Consider the following 25,927-nt stretch of genomic DNA (forward strand, 5'->3'; position numbering starts at 1 on the left):
GGGCACCTTCTCGTGGTCGCTCGCCGCGCTCGCGCTACGCCCCGGCGGGCAGCCGGTCGGCGTACTTCTCCTTGATCGCGCGCCAGGCGCTCTCGGCGGCCTTCTGCTCGGCTTCCTTCTTCGAGCGGCCCACGCCGCTGCCGAAGTCCTCGCCGGCCACCCGGGCCGCCGCGGTGAAGGTCTTCTCGTGGTCCGGACCGGACTCCATGACCACGTACTCGGGAACGCCGATGCCCACCGAGGCGGTGAGCTCCTGGAGGCTGGTCTTCCAGTCCAGGCCGGCACCCAGTTGAGAGGACTCCTCGATCAGCGGGTCGAACAGCCGGTGGACGAACTCGGTTGCCGCGTCCAGGCCCTGGTCCAGGTAGACGGCCCCGATCACGGCCTCGACGGTGTCGGCGAGGATCGACGACTTGTCGCGGCCGCCGGTTCCCTCCTCGCCCTTGCCGAGCCGGATGAACGCGCCGAGGTCCAGGCCCCGGCCGACGTCCGCGAGCGCACGGGAGTTGACCACCGCGGCGCGCAGCTTGGCGAGCGTGCCCTCCGGGACGTCCGGGTGGACGCGGTAGAGGGTGTCGGTCACCACCAGGCCCAGCACCGAGTCGCCGAGGAACTCCAGGCGCTCGTTGGTGGGCAGCCCCCCGTTCTCGTACGCGTACGAGCGGTGGGTCAGGGCACGCACCAGAAGGGCGCGCTCGAGCGTGTACCCGAGGCGCCCTTCCAGGACGTCGTATTCGGTCGAAGCCGGCCCGCCGGCCTTGCCGCCGCCCGAAGAACCCTTCGGGGCGGTGGACGCCTTGCGGGTGGAGTTACCGTCCGACATCGATCCGTGCACCCCGCCGATCAGACCGAGAGGACCTGGCGACGGTTGTACGTGCCGCAGCTCGGGCACGCGATGTGCGAGAGCTTCGGCTCGTGGCAGCGGTCGCACGCCACGAGGGCCGGGGCAACGGCCTTCCAGTTGGACCGACGGTGGCGCGTGTTGCTGCGCGACATCTTCCGCTTCGGAACAGCCACGGCTACTTCTCCTGGTTCTCGGCGAGACCCTCACGGGTGTCGCTGGTCTTGGTTCCCCGCCGCCCGTTAGCGGCTTCGCCGCGGGCCTCGTCGCCGGGGGTGGCGGAGAGTCCCTGCAGTGCCGCCCACCGGGGGTCGACGGCGTCGTGGTGGTGCGCCGGGTCGTCGCTCAGGCGCGCTCCGCATTCGGAGCACAGGCCCAGGCAGTCTTCCTGGCACACCGGCTGCAGCGGCAGTGCGAGCACCACCGCGTCACGCAGCACCGGCTGGAGGTCGAAGAAGTCGCCCTCCAGGCGGTAAGTCTCTTCCTCCGAGTCCTCGTCGAGGTCCTCGGCCCCGGAGGTCCGGGCGCGGTGGCGCTCGTCGGACTCCGGGTAGTAGTACAGCTCCTGGAAGTCCACGTCGATGTCGAACTCGACGGGCTCCAGGCACCGGACGCACTCGCCCTCGACGTGGGCGTCGGCGGTGCCGGTGACCAGCACGCCCTCGACCACGGACTCCAGGCGGAGTTCCAGCTCGATCGGGCTCTTCTCCGGGACGCCGATGACGTCGACGATCCCGAAGCCCTCGGGGGCCTCCAGGGTCCGGGTCACCTTGCGCATCGAACCCGGACGACGGCCCAGCTCGTGCGTGTCGAACACGAGGGGGTCGCGGTGGTCGAGGCGGTTCACGGTGGTCCTGACTTCCATGGGGAATCTTCGATGTGTCCCCATACAAGTCGACGTTGCGAGGGCAAGCCGAGAGGCGGGCATGGGGATGCCGGAGTGGTCAGACTACCGGAGTCTCCCGTCAGGCCCAACTTCGGTCCTGTCGGGAGGCCCCTCGGCGGCCCGCTCAGCGGCCGCCGAGCTCCCGCAGCCTGGTCATGTCGATCATGCTGGTGTCGAAGAAGCTGGTCTCGTCCAGGCCCTGCTGCTGGTGCGGCACGGCCGGCGGGGCGGCGGGCGGCTGCGGGTAGGCGTAGCCGTCGTACCCCTGCGCACCGTAGCCCTGCTGCTGCTGGTGCTGGTGCTGCTCGTAGCCGTAGCCGGCCTGCTGCTGGTCCGGGTAGCCCTGCTGCGGGTAACCGCCCTGCTGCTGGCCCCACTGGGTGTTGTACGGGTCGCCCTGGCCGGCCGGGTCGAAGCCCCCGCCGTACACCTCGGCGTACTGCCCGCCCGGCTGCTGGGCGGCGGCGTACTGGTCGGCCCCGGGGCCCTGCCAGCCGGCCGCGGCCGGGGTCTGCTCCGGCCAGCTCTGCTGCTGCGGGACGTCCTCGCGGTACCAGGCGATGTCCGCGCCGTCGGCGTCGTCGGCGAAGCCCGCCGCCACCGCCTCGGCCCGCTCCTTGGCCTGCTGCGCCTCGTCGGCGGCGGCCAGGTAGGCGCCCAGCTCGTCGATGGGGCGCTTGCCGAGCAGCTTGTCGCGGCCCTTGCCGACGGCGTCCAGGGTGGCGCTCAGCACGTTCTCCAGCGTGGCGAGCTTCACATCGACGTACTCGTCCACCTCGGGGCTCGGGCTGATCCGCTGCGGGCGGAACTCCTCGCCGTCGCCCTCGCCCGCGGGCTCGCTCTCGAAGACGCCGGCGTCGCCGCGCAGCTTGGAGCGGCCGCGGCCGACCGCGCCGAGCGTCTTGGTCAGCACCACCTCGAAGTTGGCGAGCTTGCTGTCCACGTAGTCGTCGGCCTCGGCCCGCTTGGTCTCGACCTCGGCGCGCGCCTCGGCGAGGATCCGGTCGGCCTGGGACTGCGCCTGGCGGACGACCTCGGTGTCCGAGATCAGCGAGCCGCGTTCGGCGTGCGCCCCCTGGATGATCCGCTCGGCCTCCTCCTGCGCACCGGCCACCACCTGCTCGTGGTCGGCCATCACCGACTGCGCCTGGGCCAGTTCGGCGGGCAGCGCCGCCTTGAGGTCGTTGAGCAGGCCGATCAGCTCGGCCCGGTTCACCACGCAGGAGGCCGACATCGGCATCGAGCGGGCGTTCTCGACCGCCGCCACGATCTCGTCGACCTTGTTCTGCACGTCCACGGGGCTTCGTCTTTCCGTGTGCCGCCGACGGTCCGGCGGAGGCAGGCCCGGCGCGGTGGACCTCACCGCAGGGCAGGAATACAGACTGTACGGCCACCGCGGGGCAGGGTCACAACGCCTGAGTCGAACCCGCCTCCCGCCCTTCGGACAATCCGTGACGAACCGGCAGAAAGGGGCAGGCAGCCGACTACTGCTCGGCCCTGCGCTCCGCGATCCGCTCGACCAGCCGGCGGTGCACCGTCTCCGGCAGCAGGTGCGAGACGTCGCCGCCGTACGAGGCGACCTCCTTGACCAGCGTCGAGGAGAGGAAGCTGTACGTCGGCGAGGTCGGCAGGAACAGCGTCTCCACGCCGGACAGGCCGTGGTTCATCTGGGCCATCTGCAGCTCGTAGTCGAAGTCGCTGACCGCCCGCAGGCCCTTGATGATCGCGGGGATGCCGCGCTCCCGGCAGTAGTCCACCAGCAGGCCGTGGTGCGACTCGACCACCACGTTTCCGAACGGGGCGGTGACCTCCTCGATCAGGCCGATCCGCTCCTCGACGGTGAACATGCCCTGCTTGTTCCGGTTGATCAGGACCGCGACATGCACCACGTCGTAGAGCTTCGAGGCCCGCTCGATGATCTCCAGGTGGCCCTTGTGGATCGGGTCGAACGAACCGGGGCAGACGGCTCGGCGCATGGCGTGTGTGCTCCCTCGTGGGGTGACGGCTGCTGCGGGCCGCGGCCCGCTACTCGTGATCGCTGGCCTCGGCGGCGGCGCGACCGTACCAGAGCGTGCCCTCGCCGTAGCGGCGGGAGCGCAGCACCTCGAAGCCCTCGGGCCAGCCGAACTCGCCGCCACGGGTGCTGCGCTCCACGGTGACGAGTGCGTCCTCCGCGAGCCAGCCCCCAGCCGACAGTGTGATCAGCATCTCGCGCAGTTCCTCGTCCGTCACGGCGTACGGCGGATCGAGGAACACCAGGTCGTAAGGGGACTGCGGGGGTGGCCCGGCGATCACCTTCTCCGCCTTGGCGGCCCGAACCTCGGCGCCCGGCAGGCCGATCGTGCGGACGTTCTCCCGGATCACCCGGGCCGCCTGGCTGTCCGCCTCGACCAGCAGGACGTGCTCGGCGCCGCGCGACAGCGCCTCCAGGCCGACCGCGCCCGATCCGCCGAACAGGTCCAGCATCCGCGCCCCGTGCAGGGTGCCGCGGAACGCCTCCAGGGTGGAGAACATCGCCTCCCGGGCCTTGTCGGAGGTCGGACGGGTGCCCCGGCCGGGCGGTACGGCCAGCCGGCGGCCGCCGGCCGACCCGGCGATCACGCGGGTCATGGTGGTGGAAGGTCCTTTCGTCGCTGCCCGACCACGCTATCCCGCGCCGAGCCCGCGAGTGACCTTCGCAGGCCCCGCCGATCGGACCGGCGGGGCCTGCGGAGTCGGGCGGTCAGCTCGCCTCGGAGCCCGTCTGCTGGGCCGGGACGGCCGCGCCGAGCAGGGCCGGCGACGCGTAGCGGGACCAGGACAGGCAGCCGTCGGGCGGGCAGAACTCGGGGCGGCGCGGGTCGTGCCCGAGCTCGCGCAGCTTGGTCCGGACGGAGTCGGGCGTGCGGCCGAAGCGGGCGGCGATCCGGGCGATGGTCTCGCTGTCGTGGAAGCGCCGGACCAGCTCCTCCTCGTGCTGCGGCACCCAGGGGGCGCCGTGGCCGGGGTACAGCTCGCGCAGCACGTCGCGGTCGGGGATGGGCTCGGAGACGTCGGCGACGATCGCCAGCGCCCGCAGCGCGCGGTTGAGCGCGATCCGCAGCGAGGCGACGTCCTCGACCGGCAGGCGGAGCTTGCCCGAGGCGAGCGGCGCGGCGGCCGCCCCCTCGCGCCAGCCGGTCAGGGTGAGGGTGACCTCGCGGTCGTCGTCGCTGGCGAGTTCGATCCGGAAGACCTTGTCGCCCAGCGGGAGCTCGTTGAGATGACGGAATGCCATGGCAGGACCCCCAAGTGTCGCGCCAGGTACGCACCTTGAGGGTGCGTCCTGAACACCTTCATTCTCTCCCGGGGGTCTGACAATCGGGCCTCCCCTGCGACCCGCTCAGCCCTTCTCCATGTAGGCCGCGCGGTCCTCGTCGAGCAGGCTCTCCAGCGCGGTGCGCAGCTCCGGGTGGGCAGCCAGCTCCGGGTCCTCGGCGACCAGCCGGGTGGCCTCGGTCCGGGCGGTGAGGATGACCTCCTCGTCCTCCAGCACCGAGAGCACCTTGAGCGAGGACTTCACCCCGGACTGCGCCTGGCCCAGCACATCGCCCTCGCGGCGCTGTTCGAGGTCGATCCGGGACAGCTCGAAACCGTCCAGGGTGCCCGCCACCGCGTCCAGCCGGGCCCGCGCGGCGCTGCCCCCGGGCATGTCGCTGACCAGCAGGCACAGGCCGGCCGCACTGCCGCGGCCGACCCGGCCGCGCAGCTGGTGGAGCTGGGAGACGCCGAAGCGGTCGGCGTCCATGATGACCATCACGGTCGAGTTGGGGACGTTGACGCCGACCTCGATGACCGTGGTGGCGACCAGCACGTCCACCTCGCCGGCCGTGAACCGCCGCATCACCTCGTCCTTGGCCTCCGGGGCGAGCCGCCCGTGCAGGATCTCCACCCGCAGCCCGGCGAGCGGGCCCTTCAGCAGCTGCTCGGCGGTCTCCACCACCGAGAGCGGGGGCCGTCGTTCGTCGCTCGCGGCGCCGATGTCGGCGACCTCCTCGAAGTCCTCCTCGGCGGCCCTGCGCCGCTTCTTCGGCTCGGCCGCGGGCTCCTCGTCCCCGATCCGGGGGCAGACCACGTACGCCTGGTGGCCCTTGGCGACCTCCTCGCGGACCCGCTCCCAGGCCCGGGCCAGGAAGTTGGGCTTCTCCAGCGCCGGGACGACGTGGGTGGAGATCGGCGAGCGGCCGGCCGGCAGCTGGTCCAGGACGGAGGTCTCCAGGTCCCCGAAGACGGTCATCGCGACGGTGCGCGGGATCGGGGTGGCGGTCATCACCAGCAGGTGCGGCGGCTGGTCCCCCTTGGCCCGCAGCGCGTCCCGCTGCTCGACGCCGAACCGGTGCTGCTCGTCCACCACGACCAGGCCGAGGTCCTGGAACTGCACCTTGTCCTCGATCAGCGCGTGGGTGCCGATGGCGATCCCGGCGTCCCCGCAGGCCATGTCCAGCAGCGCCTGGCGGCGGGCCGGGACGCCCATCGAGCCGGTCAGCAGCACCACCCGGGTGCCGAGGTCGGAGCCGCCGAGCATGCCGCCCTCGGCGAGGTCCCCCATCATCTCGACGATCGAGCGGTGGTGCTGCTGGGCCAGCACCTCGGTGGGCGCCAGCAGCACGGCCTGGCCGCCCGCGTCGACCACGGCCAGCATGGCCCGCAGCGCGACCAAGGTCTTGCCTGAGCCGACCTCGCCCTGGAGGAGGCGGTGCATCGGGTGGTCGGTGGCGAGGTCGGCGGCGATCTCCGCGGACACCTTCTGCTGGCCCTCGGTGAGGGTGAACGGCAGCCGGGCGTCGAAGGCGTCCAGCAGTCCGCCCGCACGGGCCTCGCGCGGCTTGGCGGGCAGCGCGGAGTCGGCGGCCCGGCGCCGGGCCAGGGCGACCTGGAGCACGAAGGCCTCGTCCCAGCGCAGCCGGCTCTGGGCGCGCTCGCGGTCGGCCTGGCTGCGCGGGCGGTGGATCAGCTCCAGCGCCTCGGGCAGCGGGATCAGCTCGTGCCGCTCGCGCAGCTCTGCGGGCAGCGGCTCACCGACGTCGCCGAGGTGCTTGGTGAGCGCGGTCTCGATGCAGATCGACAGCTTCCAGCTGGGCATCTGCGCGCTGGCGCCGTACACCGGGATGAGCCGGCCGGCGAACTGCTTCGCGGCGTCGCCAGCTCCGGTCGATGCAGTGGCGTCCTCGTCGAGCAGCTGGTAGTCGGGCGAGACCAGTTGGCGGCTGCGGTTGAAGACGCCGACCTTGCCCGCGAACAGGCCCTGGGCGCCGGCCTTGAGCTCCTTCTGCCGCCAGCCCTGGTTGAAGAAGACCAGCGAGAGCCGGCTGCGGCCGTCGGTGACGACGACCTCCAGGCGGTCGCCCTTGCGGCCGCGGAACGGGATCAGGGTGACCTTCTCGATCCGGGCCAGCACGGTGACGTGCTCGTCGACCTCCAGCTCGTCCAGGCTGGTGAGCTGGCCGCGTTCGACGTAGCGCCGCGGGTAGTGGTGCAGCAGGTCCCCGACCGTGCGCAGCTTGAGGCTGTCGGCGAGCACCTTCGCGGTGCGGTCGCCGACGAGCTTGGTCAGTGGTTCATCGAGAGCGCCCATCAGCGCCCTGTTTACACCACACCACCGACAAAAACCGCGCCCTACTCCACGCCGATCAGCAGCGGTGCCGGTTCCTGCCCGCCGTGGAAGACCACCGCGTCCACCTCGGGCCGCCGGTGCCGCACGTGCGCGACCAGCCGTTCGGCCAGCGCCTCCTCGGTGCCCTCGCCGAGGACCAGGGTGACGAGTTCGCCGCCCGCGCCGAGCATCCGGTCGAGCACGCTCTCGCCGACCTCGGCCAGCCCGGTGCCGATCACCGCGACGTCGCCGTCGATCAGGCCGAGCACGTCACCGGCCTGGCAGACCCCTGCCATCGTCCAGGACTCCCCCTCGGCGACGGCGAGTTCGGCGTACCGGGTGGCCCCGGCGGCGGAGGTCATGGCGACGACGTCCTCGTCGAAGCGGCGGCCGCCCTCGTGCACCGCGAGCGCCGCCAGCCCCTGCACCGGCGAGCGGGTGGGCAGGACGGCGATCCGGACCCCCTCCTCGCGCAGCTGGTCGGCGGCGGCCCCGGCGGCGGCGCGCAGCTCGGGGTCGTTGAGCAGCAGGACGACCTCGCGGGCGGCCGAGCGGCGCACGGCGGCGGCGAGTTCGGTGCTGGACGGCGGCCGGTCCGGGTCGGCGTGCAGGACGACGGCGCCGGCCTGCTCGCAGAGTTCGGCCAGGCCCCCGCCGGAGACGACGGAGAGCACCGCGCGGGCCCGCTCCTCGCGCTCGCCGCCTTCGGCGGCGGTGCCGGAGCGGGCGGCGGCCTCGGCGAAGTGGGTGATCCGGATCTGGTGCGGGCGCCCGGCCTCGACGCCCGCCTCCACGGCGGCGCCCGCGTCGTCCACGTGGACGTGCACGTTCCACAGGCCGTCGCCGCCGCCGATCACCAGCGAGTCGCCGAGCCCGCCGAGCCGCTCGCGCAGCGCGGGCAGCGCCTCGTCGGGGGCGTCCAGCAGGTAGATGACCTCGAAGGCGGGGTGGCCGGGGCCCGGCGGCCGCAGGTGCACCTCGCAGCTCTCCATGGCCCGGACGTCCCCGCGCAGCGCGACCGGCCCCATCGGCTGCTGCCCGGCGACGGCGTCGGCGAGCGCCCCGAGGACGGTGACCAGGCCGCGCCCGCCGGCGTCCACGACCCCGTTCTCGGCCAGGACGGCGAGCTGCTCGGGGGTGTGCCGCAGCGCGTCCCGGGCGGCCCGGTACGCGGTGTCGGCGACCTGGGCGAGCCCGTCCCCGGCCTGCACCGCCTCCCGGGCGGCAACCCTGGCGACGGTCAGCAGCGTGCCCTCGACGGGCTCCGCGACGGCCTGGTAGGCGGAGTCGGCGGCCCGTTGCAGGGCGGCCCGCAGCTGTTCGGCGCCGCCGCCCTCGGCCAGCGTCTCGGCGGTTCCGCGCAGCCACTGGGCGAGGATCACCCCGGAGTTGCCGCGGGCGCCGACCAGCGCACCGCGGGCCATCGCCCGGACGGCGTCGGCCAGTCCGGGGGCCGGGTCGGCGGCGGGGTCGGCGAAGCGGCTCTCCACCTCGGCGGCGGCGGACTCGACGGTCAGGTAGAGGTTGGTGCCGGTGTCGCCGTCCGGGACCGGGTAGACGTTGAGCGCGTCGATCTCCTCGCGCGCCTGGCCGAGCGCGCGCAGGGCGAGCTGGCACCAGGTGCGCACGGCCGGGGCGTCGAGCGTGTGCAGCACCAGGTCTCCTCCGGATGGGACGCCGCGATGGCCTGTGGGGCAGCAGCACGTGCAGAGCTGCGGCGAGGGGTGGTACCGGCAGGTTATCGGGGGCCGGGGAGGGCCGTCCGGACCGGCGACCGCAGCGATCACTCGGCCGGTCATGGTAGTTTCGTGGGACGGAAGCAAGCGTTGTATGCTCTTCCGGTTGCCTGGAACCGTCCAGGCTCACCCCCTTGTCCGGTCTGGTTCACGCGAGTGCTCCGGTGGGTGGGCGGGGTTTTCGAAAGTAACTGATCTGAAGTCTTGGAGTGACTCCTGTGGCTGCCAACTGCGACGTCTGCGGCAAGGGGCCGGGCTTCGGCAACAGCATCTCCCACTCTCACCGCCGTACCCCCCGTCGTTGGAACCCCAACATCCAGACGGTGCGCGCTGTGATTGGGCGGACGCCGAAGCGGCTCAACGTCTGCACCTCGTGCATCAAGGCCGGTAAGGTCTCGCGCTGACGCGCAGACCGGCATGCCGGTCCTCCAGTGAGCCGGTTCATCCTCGGATGGACCGGCTTCGCTGTTCTTCGGACCGGTCACGCCGTTTTCCGGACTCACCAGTGGTGGGCGGGCTCTCCCGGGAGCCCGCCCACCACTGTTTCCGGAGCCGTTTCCCGGCTCCCCCGGGCTCCCCCGGCTCCCTCAGCGCCAGCGCCAGGCGTGGTCGACCGGCCCGATGCCCGCACCCAGGGCGAAGCCCCCGGCGATCGCACCGGTGATGTACTCCTTGGCCGAGCCCACCGCCTCCGGCAGCGACTCGCCCTTGGCCAGGCCGGCCGCGATCGAGCTGGCCAGGGTGCAGCCGGTGCCGTGGGTGTGCCGGTTGTCGTAGCGCGGCGCCCGGTACCAGTGCTCCTCCCCCGGCCCGCCGTACAGCAGGTCGGCGGCCTCGCCCTCCAGGTGGCCGCCCTTGACCAGCACCCAGCGCGGCCCGAGGTCGAGCAGCGCCTTCGCGGCGTCCAGCATCTGCCCCTCGGCCTCGACGGTCCGGCCGGTGAGCTGCGTCACCTCGTGCAGGTTGGGGGTGGCCAGGGTGGCGACCGGCAGCAGCTTCTCGCGGACGGTGGCGACGGCCTCCGCGGCCAGCAGCGCGTCCCCGTGCTTGGAGACGCCGACCGGGTCGACCACCACCGGGGCGTCCACCCCGGCCAGCAGCTCCGCGACGGTCTCGACCAGCTCGATCGAGGCGAGCATGCCGGTCTTCACGGCCTGCACGCCGATGTCGTCCACCACGCTGCGGAACTGCGCCCGGACGGCCTCGGCGGGCAGTTCCCAGTAGCCCTGGACGCCGAGGGAGTTCTGCGCGGTGACGGCGGTGATCACGCTCATGCCGTGGACACCGAGGGCGAGCATCGCCTTGAGGTCGGCCTGGATGCCGGCGCCGCCGCCGGAGTCCGAGCCGGCGACGGTGAGCACGCGCGGGGGCGCCACGTGCGGGCGTGCCACCTGGGGAGGTGCAGTCGAAACCATGCCCCCAACCTACCCGCGCGGCCTCACAGCACGGCTTCGGACTCCACCCAGCGGTCCTCCGGCACCGTCTTCAGCCGGGTCACCGCCTCGCCGATCGGCAGCAGCTCGATCCCGGTCCGGCGCAGCGCGGTGAAGTGCCCGAACGCGCCCTGGTGCACGGCCTCCACCGCGTGCCAGCCGAAGCGGGTGGCGAGCACCCGGTCCCGGGCGGTCGGGGTGCCGCCGCGCTGGACGTGGCCGAGGATGACCGGACGGGCCTCCTTGCCGAGCAGGTCCTCCAGCTCGTGGGCGAGCCGGTTGCCGATCCCGCCGAAGGTCCGGTGGCCGTACTGGTCGACCTCGCCGTGGTCGAAGCGCATGGTGCCGGGCACCGGGGCCGCGCCCTCGGCGACGGCGATGATGGCGAACTTCTTGCCCCGGGCGAAGCGGTCCTCGATTATCCGGGCCACCGCCTCGATGTCGAAGGGCTTCTCCGGGATCAGGATGCCGTGCGCACCGCCGGCCATGCCCGCGGTGAGGGTGATCCAGCCGGTGTGCCGGCCCATCAACTCGACGACCATGACGCGCTGGTGGGACTCGGCGGTGGTCTTCAGCCGGTCGATCGCCTCGGTCGCGACGTGCACCGCGGTGTCGAAGCCGAAGGTGACGTCGGTGGCCTCGATGTCGTTGTCGATGGTCTTCGGCACCCCGACCACCGGCAGCCCGGCCTCGCTGAACAGCTTGGCGGCGGTCAGCGTCCCCTCGCCGCCGATCGCGATCAGCGCGTCGATGCCGATGTCCCGGGCCAGCACCTTGGCGTTCTCCACCGCCCAGGCGATCCGGTCGCGCCGCACCCGGGCCGAGCCGAGGACGGTGCCGCCGAGGGTGAGCAGACCGGTGACGTCGTCGTGCGAGACCGTCCGGGTGCGGCCCTCGATCAGGCCGAGGAAACCGTCCAGGATGCCGACGATCTCGTCGCCGTGGACGTCCGTCCCCCGGTGCACCACCGAGCGGATCACCGCGTTGAGGCCGGGGCAGTCGCCGCCGCTGGTCAGTACACCGATGCGCATGTCAGGTGTGCTCCCGCTCGCCGTGGTTCGGCCCGCCCGCGCCGGACGGGCCGGCGGGCGGGCTCGGATGGCGCAAGCCTACGCACAACGCACCCGCGAAGCCCGTCCCTCGCACGCGCGGAGCGTCATGTCCCGCTCCCCGCGAGGAGAACAGCACCCGCGACTGCGCGATCGGCAGCCTCTCACTCGGCGAAGTGGTCCCAGCCGCCGACCCGGTCCCAGGGCGCGCCGTCCACCGTGACCCGGCCGCTGCGGCTGCCCGTCGGCCGGCCGGTCACCTCGCCCACCACCCGCCAGCGGGCCGGGAGTTGGACCCCGCGCGGGAAGGTCGCCACGATCGCGTGGTCCTCGCCGCCGGAGAGCACCCAGACCAACGGGTCCACCCCGACCGCCTGGCCGATGTCCGCCATCTGCGCCGGGACGTCGAAGTCGGCGGCCTTCAGGTCGATGTCCACCTCGCTGGCCCGGGCCACGTGGCCGAGGTCGGCGACCAGCCCGTCGCTCACGTCGATCATCGAGGTGGCGCCCAACTCGGCCCCCGCCGGGCCCGCGTGGTACGGCGGTTCGGGCCTGCGGTGCGCCTCGACGAAGGCGCGCGGGGAGCGGAAGCCGCGCTGCAGCACGGTCAGTCCGGCGGCCGACCAGCCGAGCCAGCCGGTCACCGCGACCACGTCGCCGACCTGCGCGCCGGAGCGGGTCACCGCCGCGCGCCCCTGGAGGTCCCCAAGCGCCGTGATGGCCAGCGTGACGGTGTCGCCGCGCACCACGTCGCCGCCGACCACCGTCGCCCCGGCCACCTGGCACTCGTCGCGCAGCCCGTCCATCAACTCGGTTGCCCAGGTGGTCGGCAGGTCGGCGGGGGCGACCAGGCCGAGCAGTATCGCGGTCGGCACCGCCCCCATCGCGGCCACGTCGGCGAGGTTCTGGGCGGCGGCCTTGCGGCCCACGTCGTAGGCGGTGGACCAGTCCCGGCGGAAGTGCCGGTTCTCGATCAGGACGTCCGTGGTCGCCACGACCCGGCCGTCCGGAGCCCGCACCACCGCGGCGTCGTCCCCCGGGCCGAGGTCGACCGCATCGGTGAGCGGTACCCGGGCGGTCAGCTCCCTGATGAGGCCGAACTCGCCGAGCTCGCCCACGGTCCCCTGCATCTGCGTCCTCTCGCCTTTCTTCCGGATGGCACTGCCATCCGTTCCGGTCCCCGTCGCGCTCCCCCGCGCGCAGCGTACGCCCTTCGGAGGTGCGGAAGTCTCCCCTCCCCGGCCCGCTGCGCGGTAGCGTGGTGATCAGACTGCCGGTGAGCCCACCCCACCCTCGAATCCTGACCGGGTGATCACGGCGGCGATCCCCGTAACCGGCCGCCGGGAGGTCCCCGTGGTACAGGCATACATCCTGATCCAGACCGAGGTAGGAAAGGCCACCGCGGTGGCCCGTACGATCGCCGGGATCCCCGGCGTGCTCACCGCCGAGGACGTCACCGGCCCCTACGACGTGATCGTCAAGGCCGAGGCCGAGACCATGGACGACCTGGGCCGCCTGGTGGTGGCCGAGGTGCAGAAGGTCGAGGGCATCACCCGCACCCTCACCTGTCCCGTGGTCCACCTGTAACCCCGGCTACCATCGGCGGGTGGCCAGAGAACTCCGTGTCCCCCGGGCGCTGACCGCCCTGCCGGCGCCGATCCGCTGGCTTGCCCTGCCCGTCGCGCTGACCTGCGCGGTCGTCGCACTGGTCGGCAGTTGGGGCCCGGCCGATCCGAAGGTCGAGGCCCCGACGCCGGGCGGCAAGGCGGCCGGCTACTGCAGGGCGCTGGCCGCCGCGCTGCCACCGGAGTTGCTCGGGCACGCCCGCAAGGACCCGTCGCCCGCCTCCCCGTACGTGGCCGCCTGGGACAGTTCGCCCCGGACGGTGCTGCGTTGCGGCATCGACCGCCCGGAGGAGCTGGACGGCGAGCACGCCAAGGACTGGTCCCCGACCGTCGACGACGTCACCTGGTGGTCGCAGAAGCTCGGCGACGGCGGCTACCGCTTCGTGACGACCATGCGCGCCGCCTACGTCGAGGTGACCGTCCCGGCCGGGGCCGCACGGAACCCCTTCGACCCGGCGGCCGCGCTCACCCCGCTGGTCAAGGCCAACGTCCCCGGCTGAGCGGGACGGCACCACACGGCGCACGACGTACGGAGGGCGGGCCGGGAGCTCCCGGCCCGCCCTCCGCCGTACGAAGACTCCGCCGTACGGACCGCTAGCGCAGACCGGTCGAGCGCCGCAGCGCCGTCTGCAGCAGCCGGTCGATCAGCTCCGGGTAGGGGACCCCGCTGGCCTCCCACATCTTCGGGTAGGCCGAGATCGGGGTGAAGCCGGGCATGGTGTTGATCTCGTTGATCATCCAGGTGCCGTCCTCCAGCAGGAAGAAGTCCACCCGGGCCAGGCCCTCGCAGCCGAGCGCCTCGAAGGCCACGACGGCCTGGCGCCGGATCTCGGCGAGCTCCTCGGGGGTGAGGTTCGCCGGGATCTGCACGTCGGAGGAGTCGATGTACTTGGCCTCGAAGTCGTAGAAGTCGTAGCCCTCGCCGACCAGGACCTCGCCGGCCACGCTGGCCCGCGGGCCGTCCTCGAACTCCAGCACACCGCACTCGATCTCGCGGCCGGTCACGCCCGCCTCGATGATCAGCTTGGGGTCGTGCCGGCGGGCCTCCTCGATCGCGGCGTCGAGGTCGGCCAGGTCCTTGACCTTGGTGATGCCGATGCTGGAGCCGGCCCGGCAGGGCTTCACGAACAGCGGCAGACCGAGCTCGCCGGCCCGCTCGCGCACCTCCGCGCGGCCCTCCTCGGTCTCCCAGTCGCGCGGCCGGACGATGGTGTAGCGGCCGACGTCCAGGCCGTGCGAGGCCAGGATCCGCTTGGAGAACTCCTTGTCCATGCCGGCCGCGCTGGCCAGCACGCCGTTGCCCACGTACGGGACGCCGGAGAGCTCCAGCAGGCCCTGCAGGGTGCCGTCCTCGCCCCAGGGGCCGTGCAGCAGCGGGAACACCACGTCGACCTCGCCGAGGGCCTTGGGGGCACTGCCCGGCTCGTTGAGCAGCACCTCCCGGCTGCCCGGGGCGACCGGCAGCGCGACCTGCCCGTCGACGGCCTCGGCGACGTGGGCCACGTCCGGCAGCCTGCCGTCGGTGATGGCCATCCGGGCCGGCTCGTCGCTGGTCAGCGCCCAGCGGCCCTCGTGCGTGATGCCGATCGGCAGCACGTCGTACTTGTCGCGGTCGATCGACCTGAGCACGCTGCCCGCGGTGGAGACCGAGATGGCGTGCTCGGAGCTGCGTCCGCCGAAGACCAGCGCGACGCGCGGCTTCGGGGCGGACGGGTTCGGGGAGGACTGTTCGATGCTCATATCGGGTTTGAGACTACCGTGCGACGTGTTTCCGGGACGTCAACCGCCCCGGCGGGCACGTCCCCCCGGAGTGTCAGCGCCGCCGCTCGGCCTTCGCCGAGCGCGACATCAGCGCCTGCAGCGCCTCCTGGGTCGGCCGCCCGTTGTGCACCACGTCCACCACGGCCTCGACGATCGGCATGTCGACCCCGTTGCGCCGGGCCAGGTCGAGCACCGACTCGCAGGACTTGACGCCCTCCGCGGTCTGCCGGGTGGCCGCGATGGTCTCCTCCAGCGACATGCCCCGGCCCAGGTTCATGCCGAAGGTGTTGTTGCGGGACAGCGGCGAGGAGCAGGTGGCGACGAGGTCGCCCATCCCGGCCAGCCCCGCGAAGGTGTGCGGGTCGGCGCCCAGCACCTCGCCGAGCCGGGTGGTCTCGGCCAGCCCGCGGGTGATCAGCGTCGCCTTGGTGTTGTCGCCGAGCCCCATGCCGGCCGCCATGCCGACGGCCAGGCCGATCACGTTCTTGACGGCGCCGCCGAGTTCGCAGCCCACCACGTCGGTGTTGGTGTACGGCCGGAAGTACGGCGTGTGGCAGGCCGCCTGGAGCCGCTTGGCGACGGCCTCGTCGGCGCAGGCGACGACACTGGCCGCGGGCTGCCGGTTGGCGATCTCCTTGGCCAGGTTGGGCCCGCTGACCACCGCGACGCGCTCCGGGCCGACCTTGGTGACCTCGTCGATCACCTCGCTCATCCGCTTGGCGGTGCCGAGTTCGATGCCCTTCATCAGGCTGACCAGCACGGTCTGCGGCTCGATCAGCGGCGTCCAGGCGGCGAGGTTGTCGCGCAGCGTCTGCGAGGGCACCACCAGCACCGCGAAATCGGCACCGGCCAGCGCCTCGGCGGCGTCGGTGGTGGCCCGGACGGTGTCGGGCAGCCGGACGCCCGGCAGGTAGTCCGGGTTCTCGTGCGTGGAGTTGACGGCGTCCACCAGTTCCCGACGGCGGGCCCAGAGCACGACCTCGCAGCCGGCGTCGGCGAGCACCATCGCGAACGCGGTGCCCCAGGAGCCGGTCCCCATCACTGCGCAGCGGGTCACTTGCCGGCCTCCTCGACGCCCTTGTCGGGCTCACCCTTGGCGCGCCGGCGCTCGGCCAGTGCCGCCGCGGCGCGCTGCCGCGCGGCCTTGCGCATGTCGTAGCGCTCGGCGGGCGGTTCCTCGCCGCGGACCTCGGCCAGCACGGCGGTGATCGCCGTCATGATGTCCTCGGTCGCGTCGGCGAGCACCTGGGTGGTGAGCTCCAGGCCCTGGTACTTGCTCAGGTCCACCGGCGGCCCGGCCGCGACGGTCACCTTGTGGCGCGGGAAGAGGTTGAACTTGCCCTTCCCGTAGCCGGGCCGGCCGTACGGCGGGATGATCTCGTGCGCGCCCCAGTGCGCGACCGGGATGACCGGCGCGCCGGTCATCAGCGCGACCCGGGCGACCCCGCTCTTCCCGGTCATCGGCCACAGGTCCGGATCCCGGGTGAGCGTTCCCTCCGGGTAGAACTGCACGCACTGACCGCTGTTGACGGCGGCGATCGCGGCCCGGAACGCCTGCGCGGCATCGGTGGAATCACGGAAAACCGGAATCTGACCGGTCTTGCGGAGCATGAATCCGATGAAGGGGATCGAGAACAGCGAGGACTTGCCGAGAATGCGCGGCGGGCGGCCGCTGTTGTACTGCCAGTGCGCGTAGATCACCGGGTCGATGATCGAATTGTGGTTCACCGCGGCGATGAAGCCGCCTTCCTTCGGAAGGTGCTCCCAGCCCCGCCAGTCGGGCTTCACCAGGGCGGTCGTCACCGGCTTCACCAGCACGGCCGCGAAGCGGTACCAGATGCCGTAGTCGGCGTTGCCGAACTTGGCGTACGAGCGGCGGGCCACCCCAGCTCCTTCTCATCCGATGCGGCACGTGGGGTGCCGCGGTCATGTCCTCCCGGTGCCGTGCACCGGAACGAGCGGTGACCGGGCCACGGACGCGGACCAGTCTCGCCCGCCCGCTCACCGGCTGTCGAGCGACCGCGCCAACCCGCCCCGCGGGCGTGATCAAACGCACGTCCGCACAGTTCGGACGGCCTGGCGAGGGCTCCGGGACCAGCGTCACAATGACGCCGATGACCCAGGACACCGTACGCCCCAGCGAGCCCGTCGCGCCCGCCGCACCCACCGCCGGATGGTCGTTGGTGCTCCCGCTCAAGCCGCTCGCCCTGGCGAAGAGCAGACTCGCCCCGTACGCCGGGCCGCACCGGGCCGACCTGGCGCTGTCGTTCGCGCTGGACACGGTCACCGCCGCGCTGGCCACCCCGGGCGTCGCCCGGGTCCTGGTGGTCACCCGCGACGCCGCCGCGGGCGCCCGGCTGTCCGCGCTCGGCGCGCGGGTGGTCGCCGACGAGCCCGGCGGCGGCCTCAACCGGGCGCTGGCGCACGGGGCCTCGGCCGCCCTGGCGCTCGCCCCGCGGGCTCCGCTGGCCGCCCTCTCCGCGGACCTTCCGGCCCTGCGCCCGGCCGAACTGGCCCGGGTGCTGGGCGCCGTGCCGCCGGACGGCCGGGCTTTCCTACCGGACTCCCCGGGCCTGGGCACCACCCTGCTCGCCTGCGCCCCGGGGCGCCCGCTCTTCCCCGCCTTCGGGGACGGCTCGCGGGCCCGGCACGCGGCCGGCGGGGCGCTCGAACTGCGGCTCGCGGAGGTGGAGTCGGTGCGCCGGGACGTCGACACCGGAGCGGACCTCGGCGAGGCGGCGGCGCTCGGTCTCGGCCCGTACACCAGCGCGCTGTTCGCCCGCCTGAACCTGTCCTGAACCGGTCCCGGCTCTGCCCTGAGCCCGTCCCGGGCCTGCCACAGGGCCGAGCCCGGTCAGAGCCCGGCCCGAGCCCGGCCCGACCGACGCACGGCCCCGACCCGCCCCGGCCCGCTCGCTATGCTGCTGGCATGCAGGCCACCGCGTTCACCTTCGACCCCGCCACCCGGGCCGGCTCCGTGCTGCTCGACGACGGGACCCCGGTGCCGTTCGACGCGGCCGCCTTCGACGCCGGCGGCCTGCGGCTGCTGCGCCCCGGCCAGCGGGTGCGGATCCGCACCGAGGGCACCGGCGAGGCCCGCCGGGTGGTCTTCGTGACCCTGCAGACCTTCCCCGACCCCGCCGAGGGCTGAACCTCCGCACCGCGGCCGCCCGACAGGACGCCCCTCCAGGGCCCCCACCGGGCAGTTCACCGTCGACGCCCCCGGCCCGCCGCACGCCGTCGAATCCTGACCGAGCGCCCGGAAACCGAAAGAGCCGCGGCCACCGGTCTCCGCGATGCGCGGGAGGGGTGCCGCGGCTCTAGGCCGAAGGCCGTCCGAGGACGGTCGCGCGGGACTTACTTGGCGGTGGTCTTGCGCGCGGTGGTCTTGCGGGTGGCGGTCTTCTTCGCCGGAGCCGTCTTCTTGGCCGTGGCGGTCGCCTTCTTGGCGGTGGCCGTGGTCTTCTTGGCGGCGGCGGTGGTGGTCGCCTTCTTGGCGGCGGCGGCCGTCTTCTTGGTCGCGGTCGCCGTGGTCTTCTTGGCGGCAGCGGTGGTCTTCGCAGCGGTCTTCTTGGCGGTGGTCGCCTTCTTCGCGGCGGTGGCCGTGGTCTTCTTGGCGGCAGCCGTGGTGGTCGCCTTCTTGGCAGCGGCCTTCTTGGTGACCGGAGCGGCGGCGGCAGCGGTGGCGGAACGCTTGGTGGCGGCGCGCTTGGCGGCCGGGGTGGCGGCCACACCGGTCTTGCCCGGGGTGAGGGAGCCCTTGGGCGCCTTCTTCACCGAGGGGCCCTCCTTCGGCAGCTTCTTGCTGCCGCTGACCAGGTCCTTGAAGCCCTGGCCCGGGCGGAAGCGGGGCACCGAGGTCTTCTTGACCTTGACGCGCTCGCCGGTCTGCGGGTTGCGGGCGAAGCGCGCGGAGCGCTCCACCTTCTCGAAGGTGCCGAACCCGGTGACCGAGACCCGGTCACCGGCCACGACGGCACGGACCATGGTGTCGAGCACTGCGTCGACGGCCTCTGCGGCAGCCTTGCGACCGCCCAGCTGCTCGGCCACCGCTTCGACAAGCTGAGCCTTGTTCACGTCTTCCCCTTCGGAAACGGGCGCCGGATGATTCCATCCGTTCTTTTCGCACGTTAGGTATGTATCTGCGGACTTTCAATTACCAAACGCGCGAATCACCCTAGTGTCGCAATGGATTTGCGCGTCGGCGACCTCAGCCGAGCGGCGGGCGCCCCTCGTCGAGGTCATGTACAAAGCGACTCAACCGCCTTGCCGCCTCCGGAAGATCGCGCTTGGCGGTCTCGGTGACGATGAGGAGTTGACGGGTGAGAGCGGTCTTTGCATCGGCAGACACGTTCAGCGCATGCACGCGGTCGTGAGCTTGCTTCAACCGCTCGGCCACGAGCGCGTAGAGCGCTGCGACTTCCTGGTCGTCCGGCCCCTCAGCTGGCGCGGAGGTGACGTCCGGCCGATCGTCAATTCGGCGTTCGGATGGCCGGCCCATGGAGTCCTCAGCCGCGGGTTCGCCGCCCGCGTACGGAGGTTCATGGTGCCGGTGCATGTACTGATTGTGCCATCTACCCGCAGTTGTACTTGCGCGGGGCCCTCTTCCGCAAAGCCAAATGGGCAATCCGGGGCGGCCCCCGGCGCTAACTCGTGCTCCGGAACGCCGGATGGCCCGGCCCCCCCGAGGGGGGCGCGGGCCATCCGGCGGATCGTCAGAATGCTTGTTCTGAAGGGAACTCAGGCGACCGGCAGGGTACGGGGCTTGAACGCCGGGCGGGTCGCCTCGAAGGCCGCGATGTCGGCCTCGTTCTGCAGCGTGATGCTGATGTCGTCCAGGCCGTTGAGCAGCCGCCACCGGACGTTGTCGTCCAGTTCGAAGGCCGCCGTGACGCCTTCGGCCCGCACTTCGCGTGCCTCCAGGTCAACGGTGATCTCGGCCGAAGGGTCACTCTCGGTGAGCACCCAGAGCTGCTCCACGGTCTCCTGCGGCAGGACGACCGTGAGCAGGCCGTTCTTCAGCGAGTTGCCCCGGAAGATGTCGGCGAAGCGGGACGAGATGACCGCGTGGAAGCCGTAGTTCTGCAGGGCCCAGACGGCGTGCTCGCGGGAGGAGCCGGTGCCGAACTCGGGGCCGGCCACCAGGACCGTGGCGCCCTGCCGCTCGGGCCGGTTGAGGACGAACGACTCGTCCTTGCGCCAGGCCTCGAACAGCCCGTCCTCGAAACCGGATCGGGTGACCTTCTTGAGCCAGTGGGCCGGGATGATCTGGTCGGTGTCCACGTTGCTGCGGCGCAGCGGGACGGCCCGGCCGGTGTGGGTGGTGAACTTCTCCATGGCTCAGGCCTCCACGGTGACGTCGGTGTCCGCCAGGTCGGCGGCGGTCAGGTCGGCGGGCGAGGCCAGTCGGCCCAGCACCGCGGTCGCGGCGGCGACCTGCGGGGAGACCAGGTGGGTGCGGCCGCCCTTGCCCTGCCGGCCCTCGAAGTTGCGGTTCGAGGTGGAGGCGCAGCGCTCCCCCGGGGCGAGCTGGTCGGGGTTCATGCCCAGGCACATCGAGCAGCCCGCGTGGCGCCACTCGGCGCCGGCCGCGGTGAACACCTTGTCCAGGCCCTCCTCGACGGCCTGCAGCGCGACCCGGACCGACCCGGGAACCACCAGCATCCTTACCCCGTCGGCGATCCGGCGGCCCTCCACGACGGCGGCCGCCGCCCGCAGGTCCTCGATCCGGCCGTTGGTGCAGGAGCCGACGAAGACGGCGTCGACCTTCACCTCGCGCAGCGGGGTGCCGGCCTCCAGGCCCATGTACGCCAGGGCGTTCTCGGCGGCCTGGCGCTCCTGCGGGTCGGCGAAGGAGGCCGGGTCCGGCACGTTCGAGCCCAGCGGGGCGCCCTGGCCGGGGTTGGTGCCCCAGGTGACGAAGGGGCTCAGCTCGTTCGCGTCGATGAAGATCTCGTGGTCGAAGACCGCGTCCTCGTCGGTAACCAGGGTCTTCCAGTACGCCACGGCGGCGTCCCAGTCCTCGCCCTGCGGGGCGTGCGGGCGGCCCTGGAGGTAGTCGAAGGTGGTCTCGTCCGGGGCGATCATGCCGGCCCGGGCGCCGGCCTCGATCGACATGTTGCAGATGGTCATCCGGGCCTCCATGGACAGGCTCCGGATCGCCGAACCGCGGTACTCCAGGACGTAGCCCTGGCCGCCCCCGGTGCCGATCTTCGCGATGACGGCCAGGATCAGGTCCTTGGCGGTGACGCCCTCGGGCAGGTCGCCCTCGACGGTGATCGCCATGGTGCGGAACGGTGCCAGCGGCAGCGTCTGGGTGGCCAGCACGTGCTCGACCTGGCTGGTGCCGATGCCGAACGCCAGCGCGCCGAAGGCGCCGTGGGTGGAGGTGTGGGAGTCACCGCACACCACGGTCATGCCGGGCTGGGTCAGGCCCAGCTGCGGGCCGACGACGTGCACGACGCCCTGCTCGACGTCGCCGAGGGAGTGGATCCGGACGCCGAACTCGGCAGCGTTCCGACGCAGGGTCTCCAGCTGCACCTTGGAGACCGGGTCCGCGATCGGCTTGTCGATGTCCAGGGTGGGGGTGTTGTGGTCCTCGGTGGCGATCGTCAGGTCGGTGCGGCGGACCCGGCGGCCGGCCAGCCGCAGCCCGTCGAAGGCCTGCGGGCTGGTGACCTCGTGGAGCAGGTGCAGGTCGATGAAGAGGAGGTCGGGTTCGCCCTCCGCACGCCGCACGACGTGGTCGTCCCAGACCTTCTCTGCGAGTGTCCGTCCCATCGGATTCCCTCCAGCCGGCCGCGGTGCCGGCCTTCTCGTGTCGTCGAGGTCGAAGCGTGCGCCGCCCAGTGCGGGGGCACCTTCGCACGACCTGCACGCCGGATCGCTGTCCACGATGCGGACACTCGGACGAGGCCGCATCCTGGTTGTCTCCCGGGCTGCTGCTATCCAGAGTGGCGCTTTTCCGGCGAGATTGAACTTGCGTCTCGCGGACTGAGACTGCAGTCTTAGGGCATGGACAACACTAGCGGCGTCGGCGTTCTCGACAAGGCCGCTCTGGTGCTGAGCGCACTGGAGTCGGGCCCCGCCACGTTGGCGGGGCTGGTCGCCGCCACCGGTCTGGCGCGCCCCACGGCCCACAGACTCGCCGTCGCACTCGAACACCACCGTCTGGTCACCAGGGACATGCAGGGGCGTTTCATCCTCGGCCCCCGCCTGTCCGAACTCTCCGCCGCGGCGGGCGAGGACCGGCTGCTCGCCACCGCGGGCCCGGTCCTGACCCACCTGCGCGACGTCACCGGCGAGAGCGCACAGCTCTACCGCCGCCAGGGCGAGATGCGGATCTGCGTCGCCGCCGCCGAGCGGCTCTCCGGCCTGCGGGACACCGTCCCGGTCGGCAGCACCCTGCCGATGAAGGCCGGCTCGGCCGCCCAGGTCCTGCTGGCCTGGGAGGAGCCCGAGCGGCTCCACCGCGGCCTCCAGGGCGCCCGCTTCACCGCCACCGCGCTGAGCGGCGTCCGGCGGCGCGGCTGGGCCCAGTCGATCGGCGAGCGGGAGCCGGGCGTCGCGTCCGTCTCCGCGCCCGTCCGCGGCCCCTCCAACCGCGTGGTGGCCGCCGTCTCCGTCTCCGGCCCGATCGAGCGGCTGACCCGCCACCCGGGCCGCCTGCACGCCCAGGCCATCATCGAGGCCGCGAACCGGCTCACCGAGGCCCTCCGCCGCAGCTGACCCCCGCTGCCCGGGGCGAATCCCCCACCCACCCCTTTCCCTCACCCACTCCCCCACCGAAAACGCAGAAGGGCCCCGCTCGGAATCGAGCGGGGCCCTTCTGGGCATTCACGGCACAAAGCAAAAAAGGCCCCGGGAACCGGGGCCTTCAATTTCTGGCTGGGGTACCAGGACTCGAACCTAGACTAAATGAACCAGAATCACTCGTGCTGCCAATTACACCATACCCCAACACAAAGCAAGGGCCGATGGGCACATCCTTGAAAAGGACACAGCCACCGGCTTCCTGCTCTGAAGTACCCCCGACCGGATTCGAACCGGCGCTACTGCCGTGAGAGGGCAGCGTGCTAGGCCGCTACACAACGGGGGCTTCCTGGCGATCCCTTGCGGGATCCGTACCCCCGACCGGATTCGAACCGGCGCTACTGCCGTGAGAGGGCAGCGTGCTAGGCCGCTACACAACGGGGGCTTTCCAGGTGATCCCTTGCGGGATCCGTACCCCCGACCGGATTCGAACCGGCGCTACTGCCGTGAGAGGGCAGCGTGCTAGGCCGCTACACAACGGGGGCTTGATCTTCGTTTGTACTGCGATGCCGCGGATCTTGCGAACTGCGGTACTGCGCTGGGGTACCAGGACTCGAACCTAGACTAAATGAACCAGAATCACTCGTGCTGCCAATTACACCATACCCCACCAGAGTTGACCCTCGTCGGGATCTTCCCAGGCGCTGCGCCTCTCGTTCGGTCCCGGCGGGGGGCTTTCGCTCCCTCGTCCGTTCCCTCCCGGGCGGCGCAGAAAGAACATTACCCGACGTCGGCCCTGGCTCCAAAATCGATAACCCCAGGCAGCGGCCGGGAGACCGGCAGATGGCCTCCGGGTACGCCGCGGGCCCGGCACGAAGCCGGGCCCGCGGCCTGCTCAGCGGCCCGCTCAGGCGGCCGGCAGGGCGTCCAGGGCGGAGCGCAGGCGGCGCAGCGTCTCGGGGCGGCCCAGCAGCTCCATGGACTCGAACAGCGGCGGCGAGACCCGGCGGCCGGTGACGGCCACCCGCAGCGGCGTGAAGGCGAACTTGGGCTTGATGCCCAGGCCCTCCACCAGCGCCGCCCGCAGCGCGGCCTGGATCGGCTCCGGGGTGAAGTCCGCGAGCTCCTCCAGCGCCTTGATGCTGGCCTCCAGCACCGGGCGGGCGTCCGCGGTCAGCACCTTGGCGGCGTCGTCCGGGTCGAGGGCGAAGTCCTCCGGCGCCACGAACAGGAAGCCGGCCATGTTCACGATCTCGCTCAGCACGACCATCCGCTCCTGGGTGAGCGGCGCGACCTTGGCGAGCACGTCCAGCTGCTCGGCGGTCGGCTCGGCCGGCAGCAGCCCGGCGTTCTGCAGGAAGGGCACCAGGCGCGCGGCGAAGTCCTCCGGGGCCAGCCGGCGGACGTGCTCGGCGTTGATCGCCTCGCACTTCTTCAGGTCGAAGCGGGCCGGGTTGGCGTTCACCTTGGCGACGTCGAAGGCGGCGACCATCTCGTCCATGTCGAACAGGTCGCGGTCCTCGGCCAGCGACCAGCCCAGCAGGGACAGGTAGTTGAGCAGGCCCTCACGGATGAAGCCGCGCTCGCGGTACATGTTGAGCGAGGACTGCGGGTCGCGCTTGGAGAGCTTCTTGTTGCCCTCGCCCATCACGTACGGCAGGTGGCCGAAGCGCGGGGTGAGGCCCGCGCCGACGCCGATCTCGGCGAGCGCGGCGTACAGCGCGATCTGCCGCGGGGTGGAGGAGAGCAGGTCCTCGCCGCGCAGCACGTGGGTGATGCCCATCAGGGCGTCGTCCACCGGGTTGACCAGGGTGTACAGCGGGGCGCCGTTGGCCCGGACGATGCCGTAGTCCGGCACGTTCTCCGGCTCGAAGGTGAGCGTGCCGCGCACCAGGTCGTCGAAGCTGATGGTCTTGTCGGGCATCCGGAAGCGCAGGATCGGCTCGCGCTTCTCCAGCTTGTAGACGGCGACCTGGTCGTCCGTCAGGTCCCGGCAGTGGCCGTCGTAGCCGGAGGGCTTGCCGGCCGCGCGGGCGGCCTCGCGGCGGGCGTCCAGCTCCTCGGTGCTGCAGTAGCAGTGGTAGGCGTGGCCGGCCTCGTGCAGGCGGCGGGCGACGTCGGCGTAGATGTCCATCCGCTGCGACTGCCGGTACGGCGCGTGCGGGCCGCCGACCTCCGGGCCCTCGTCCCAGTCGAGGCCGAGCCAGCGCATGGCCTCCAGCAGCTGCTCGTACGACTCCTCGGAGTCGCGGGCGGAGTCGGTGTCCTCGATCCGGAAGACCATGGTGCCGCCGGTGTGGCGGGCGTAGGCCCAGTTGAAGAGGGCCGTACGGACCATGCCCACGTGGGGGTTGCCGGTCGGGGACGGACAGAAGCGAACCCGGACGGCCGGGTCAGTGTTAGCCACGCTTGATCACCTTGTTGGTGAGAGTGCCGATGCCTTCGATGGAGACGGCGACCTCGTCGCCGACGTTGAGGGGGCCCACCCCTGCGGGCGTGCCGGTGAGGATGACGTCGCCGGGCAGCAGCGTCATGGCCTCGGAGATGTGGACGATCAGCTCGGCGACCGAGCGGAGCATCAGGGAGGTGCGGCCGGTCTGCCGCAGCTCGCCGTTGACCGTGCAGGTGACGGCCAGGTCGCTCGGGTCCAGGTCGGTCTCGATCCACGGGCCCAGCGGGCAGGAGGTGTCGAAGCCCTTGGCCCGGGCCCACTGGCCCTCGCGCTGCTGGACGTCCCGGGCGGTGACGTCGTTGGCGCAGGTGTAGCCGAGGATCACCTCGGGCACCCGGTCCAGCGGCACCTCGCGGCACATCCGGCCGATCACCACGGCGAGTTCGGCCTCGTGCTGGACGTCCGAGGAGAACGGCGGGTACGCGATGCTCTCGGTCGGGCCGACGACCGCGGTGGACGGCTTGAAGAAGGTGAGCGGGACGTCCGGGACCTCGTTGCCCAGCTCGGCGGCGTGCGCCGCGTAGTTGCGGCCGACCGCCACGATCTTGTTCGGGAGCATCGGGCTCAGCAGCCGGACGTCCTGGAGGCGGTAGCTCTCGCCGGTGGGCTGGGGCTGGCCGAACGGGTGGCCGGCCAGCGCGTGGACGACCATCGACTCGGGCTGGGAAGGATCGCCCTCCACCACGCCGAAGGAGACGCTGCCGGCGGCAGGACTCCCTTCCCGGACGGAAAACCTGGCAATGCGCACGGCTGGGCTACCCCTCGCTTCGTCGGCCGCCCG

27 protein-coding genes and 5 tRNA genes are annotated in these 25,927 nt (G+C 72.2%); 6 read left to right on the forward strand and 26 right to left on the reverse strand.

The annotated features are described in order from the left end of the window. Window positions 1-34 precede the first annotated feature (34 nt). From rnc to CRP52_RS10290, 9 genes are all read right to left on the reverse strand, one after another. On the reverse strand, window positions 35-823 hold the full coding sequence (rnc, locus tag CRP52_RS10250) for a ribonuclease III (protein ID WP_097236112.1): 789 nt from the start codon (window positions 821-823) through the stop codon (window positions 35-37). Between the two features lie 20 nt (window positions 824-843). Continuing rightward, entirely contained in the window at window positions 844-1,017 is a 174-nt protein-coding gene (gene rpmF / locus CRP52_RS10255; RefSeq protein WP_097236113.1) for a 50S ribosomal protein L32, read from the reverse strand. A gap of 2 nt (window positions 1,018-1,019) precedes the next feature. After that, window positions 1,020-1,706, reverse strand: a complete 687-nt coding sequence (locus CRP52_RS10260) for a YceD family protein (RefSeq protein ID WP_097236114.1) — start codon at window positions 1,704-1,706, stop codon at window positions 1,020-1,022. 145 nt (window positions 1,707-1,851) lie between these two features. Next, window positions 1,852-3,024, reverse strand: coding sequence for an ATP synthase F0 subunit B (locus tag CRP52_RS10265; RefSeq protein WP_097236115.1), 1,173 nt, complete (start codon window positions 3,022-3,024; stop codon window positions 1,852-1,854). 187 nt (window positions 3,025-3,211) lie between these two features. Next, window positions 3,212-3,703 (reverse strand): pantetheine-phosphate adenylyltransferase, encoded by a 492-nt coding sequence (coaD, locus tag CRP52_RS10270; RefSeq protein ID WP_097236116.1) that lies wholly within the window; start codon window positions 3,701-3,703, stop codon window positions 3,212-3,214. A 49-nt stretch (window positions 3,704-3,752) separates the two neighbouring features. Then, on the reverse strand, window positions 3,753-4,337 hold the full coding sequence (gene rsmD / locus CRP52_RS10275; protein ID WP_097236117.1) for a 16S rRNA (guanine(966)-N(2))-methyltransferase RsmD: 585 nt from the start codon (window positions 4,335-4,337) through the stop codon (window positions 3,753-3,755). 112 nt (window positions 4,338-4,449) lie between these two features. Beyond that, a complete protein-coding gene (locus CRP52_RS10280) occupies window positions 4,450-4,983 on the reverse strand; it encodes a hypothetical protein (protein ID WP_097236118.1) in 534 nt (177 codons plus the stop codon). A 105-nt stretch (window positions 4,984-5,088) separates the two neighbouring features. After that, entirely contained in the window at window positions 5,089-7,320 is a 2,232-nt protein-coding gene (gene recG / locus CRP52_RS10285) for an ATP-dependent DNA helicase RecG (protein ID WP_097236119.1), read from the reverse strand. Window positions 7,321-7,361: 41 nt separating this feature from the next. Further along, window positions 7,362-8,993 (reverse strand): DAK2 domain-containing protein, encoded by a 1,632-nt coding sequence (locus CRP52_RS10290; protein ID WP_179852745.1) that lies wholly within the window; start codon window positions 8,991-8,993, stop codon window positions 7,362-7,364. 299 nt (window positions 8,994-9,292) lie between these two features. Between CRP52_RS10290 and rpmB the strand changes: the two genes are divergently transcribed. Next, window positions 9,293-9,478, forward strand: a complete 186-nt coding sequence (gene rpmB, locus CRP52_RS10295) for a 50S ribosomal protein L28 (RefSeq protein WP_014138233.1) — start codon at window positions 9,293-9,295, stop codon at window positions 9,476-9,478. Between the two features lie 183 nt (window positions 9,479-9,661). Here the strand turns inward: rpmB and thiD are convergent, their stop codons facing one another. The 3 genes from thiD to CRP52_RS10310 all read right to left on the reverse strand — a co-directional run bounded on the left by thiD (window position 9,662) and on the right by CRP52_RS10310 (window position 12,686). Beyond that, entirely contained in the window at window positions 9,662-10,489 is an 828-nt protein-coding gene (gene thiD, locus CRP52_RS10300; RefSeq protein WP_097236121.1) for a bifunctional hydroxymethylpyrimidine kinase/phosphomethylpyrimidine kinase, read from the reverse strand. Between the two features lie 23 nt (window positions 10,490-10,512). Next, complete coding sequence (locus CRP52_RS10305; RefSeq protein WP_097236122.1) at window positions 10,513-11,538, reverse strand: ATP-dependent 6-phosphofructokinase; 1,026 nt, start codon at window positions 11,536-11,538, stop codon at window positions 10,513-10,515. A gap of 182 nt (window positions 11,539-11,720) precedes the next feature. Beyond that, window positions 11,721-12,686, reverse strand: coding sequence for a thiamine-phosphate kinase (locus tag CRP52_RS10310; RefSeq protein ID WP_097236123.1), 966 nt, complete (start codon window positions 12,684-12,686; stop codon window positions 11,721-11,723). 223 nt (window positions 12,687-12,909) lie between these two features. Here CRP52_RS10310 and CRP52_RS10315 point away from each other — a divergent pair, with 223 nt between their 5' ends. Continuing rightward, window positions 12,910-13,143 (forward strand): Lrp/AsnC family transcriptional regulator, encoded by a 234-nt coding sequence (locus CRP52_RS10315; RefSeq protein WP_097239984.1) that lies wholly within the window; start codon window positions 12,910-12,912, stop codon window positions 13,141-13,143. A gap of 19 nt (window positions 13,144-13,162) precedes the next feature. Further along, window positions 13,163-13,681, forward strand: coding sequence for a DUF3515 domain-containing protein (locus tag CRP52_RS10320; protein WP_097236124.1), 519 nt, complete (start codon window positions 13,163-13,165; stop codon window positions 13,679-13,681). A 94-nt stretch (window positions 13,682-13,775) separates the two neighbouring features. Here CRP52_RS10320 and CRP52_RS10325 read toward each other — a convergent pair whose 3' ends face one another. The 3 genes from CRP52_RS10325 to CRP52_RS10335 all read right to left on the reverse strand — a co-directional run bounded on the left by CRP52_RS10325 (window position 13,776) and on the right by CRP52_RS10335 (window position 16,826). Further along, window positions 13,776-14,921, reverse strand: a complete 1,146-nt coding sequence (locus tag CRP52_RS10325) for a D-alanine--D-alanine ligase family protein (protein ID WP_097236125.1) — start codon at window positions 14,919-14,921, stop codon at window positions 13,776-13,778. 73 nt (window positions 14,922-14,994) lie between these two features. Beyond that, window positions 14,995-15,999: an NAD(P)H-dependent glycerol-3-phosphate dehydrogenase gene (locus tag CRP52_RS10330; protein WP_257032396.1), complete on the reverse strand. Its 1,005-nt coding sequence runs from the start codon at window positions 15,997-15,999 to the stop codon at window positions 14,995-14,997. Further along, window positions 15,996-16,826, reverse strand: coding sequence for a lysophospholipid acyltransferase family protein (locus CRP52_RS10335; RefSeq protein WP_097236127.1), 831 nt, complete (start codon window positions 16,824-16,826; stop codon window positions 15,996-15,998). Before CRP52_RS10335 ends, CRP52_RS10330 begins: the two co-directional genes overlap by 4 nt. Before the next feature lie 230 nt (window positions 16,827-17,056). Between CRP52_RS10335 and cofC the strand changes: the two genes are divergently transcribed. Together cofC and CRP52_RS10345 are read left to right on the forward strand one after the other, a co-directional pair. Then, window positions 17,057-17,740 carry a 2-phospho-L-lactate guanylyltransferase gene (cofC, locus tag CRP52_RS10340; protein ID WP_179852746.1) on the forward strand — a complete coding sequence of 228 codons (684 nt, stop codon included), beginning with the start codon at window positions 17,057-17,059 and terminating at the stop codon, window positions 17,738-17,740. Window positions 17,741-17,871: 131 nt separating this feature from the next. Then, window positions 17,872-18,093 carry a hypothetical protein gene (locus CRP52_RS10345; RefSeq protein WP_030257846.1) on the forward strand — a complete coding sequence of 74 codons (222 nt, stop codon included), beginning with the start codon at window positions 17,872-17,874 and terminating at the stop codon, window positions 18,091-18,093. 206 nt (window positions 18,094-18,299) lie between these two features. Here CRP52_RS10345 and CRP52_RS10350 read toward each other — a convergent pair whose 3' ends face one another. The 4 genes from CRP52_RS10350 to leuC all read right to left on the reverse strand — a co-directional run bounded on the left by CRP52_RS10350 (window position 18,300) and on the right by leuC (window position 21,722). Beyond that, the gene (locus CRP52_RS10350) at window positions 18,300-19,019 is read right to left on the reverse strand and encodes an HU family DNA-binding protein (RefSeq protein ID WP_097236129.1); all 720 of its coding nucleotides are present in this window, start codon (window positions 19,017-19,019) and stop codon (window positions 18,300-18,302) included. Between the two features lie 133 nt (window positions 19,020-19,152). After that, window positions 19,153-19,500, reverse strand: a complete 348-nt coding sequence (locus CRP52_RS40790) for a hypothetical protein (RefSeq protein ID WP_373560477.1) — start codon at window positions 19,498-19,500, stop codon at window positions 19,153-19,155. A 182-nt stretch (window positions 19,501-19,682) separates the two neighbouring features. Then, window positions 19,683-20,279 (reverse strand): 3-isopropylmalate dehydratase small subunit, encoded by a 597-nt coding sequence (leuD, locus tag CRP52_RS10360; protein ID WP_097236130.1) that lies wholly within the window; start codon window positions 20,277-20,279, stop codon window positions 19,683-19,685. Between the two features lie 3 nt (window positions 20,280-20,282). After that, window positions 20,283-21,722, reverse strand: a complete 1,440-nt coding sequence (leuC, locus tag CRP52_RS10365) for a 3-isopropylmalate dehydratase large subunit (RefSeq protein WP_097236131.1) — start codon at window positions 21,720-21,722, stop codon at window positions 20,283-20,285. 234 nt (window positions 21,723-21,956) lie between these two features. On the opposite strand from leuC, the gene CRP52_RS10370 reads away from it, so the two are divergent. Next, complete coding sequence (locus CRP52_RS10370) at window positions 21,957-22,670, forward strand: IclR family transcriptional regulator (RefSeq protein ID WP_030246527.1); 714 nt, start codon at window positions 21,957-21,959, stop codon at window positions 22,668-22,670. 156 nt (window positions 22,671-22,826) lie between these two features. Here CRP52_RS10370 and CRP52_RS10375 read toward each other — a convergent pair. The 7 genes from CRP52_RS10375 to CRP52_RS10405 all read right to left on the reverse strand — a co-directional run bounded on the left by CRP52_RS10375 (window position 22,827) and on the right by CRP52_RS10405 (window position 25,894). Further along, a tRNA-Gln gene (locus CRP52_RS10375) sits at window positions 22,827-22,901 on the reverse strand. Window positions 22,902-22,967: 66 nt separating this feature from the next. Further along, window positions 22,968-23,040 (reverse strand) — tRNA-Glu (locus CRP52_RS10380). 26 nt (window positions 23,041-23,066) lie between these two features. Continuing rightward, window positions 23,067-23,139: transfer RNA gene (locus CRP52_RS10385), tRNA-Glu, on the reverse strand. A 27-nt stretch (window positions 23,140-23,166) separates the two neighbouring features. Further along, window positions 23,167-23,239, reverse strand: a tRNA-Glu gene (locus tag CRP52_RS10390). Window positions 23,240-23,292: 53 nt separating this feature from the next. Then, window positions 23,293-23,364, reverse strand: a tRNA-Gln gene (locus CRP52_RS10395). 237 nt (window positions 23,365-23,601) lie between these two features. Next, the gene (gene gltX, locus CRP52_RS10400) at window positions 23,602-25,101 is read right to left on the reverse strand and encodes a glutamate--tRNA ligase (protein WP_097236132.1); all 1,500 of its coding nucleotides are present in this window, start codon (window positions 25,099-25,101) and stop codon (window positions 23,602-23,604) included. Continuing rightward, window positions 25,094-25,894: a fumarylacetoacetate hydrolase family protein gene (locus CRP52_RS10405; protein WP_097236133.1), complete on the reverse strand. Its 801-nt coding sequence runs from the start codon at window positions 25,892-25,894 to the stop codon at window positions 25,094-25,096. The genes gltX and CRP52_RS10405 overlap by 8 nt, the downstream gene beginning before the upstream one ends. Window positions 25,895-25,927: the final 33 nt, after the last annotated feature.

The organism is Streptomyces sp. 1331.2 (assembly GCF_900199205.1).
In the GTDB taxonomy this organism is placed as follows: domain Bacteria; phylum Actinomycetota; class Actinomycetes; order Streptomycetales; family Streptomycetaceae; genus Kitasatospora.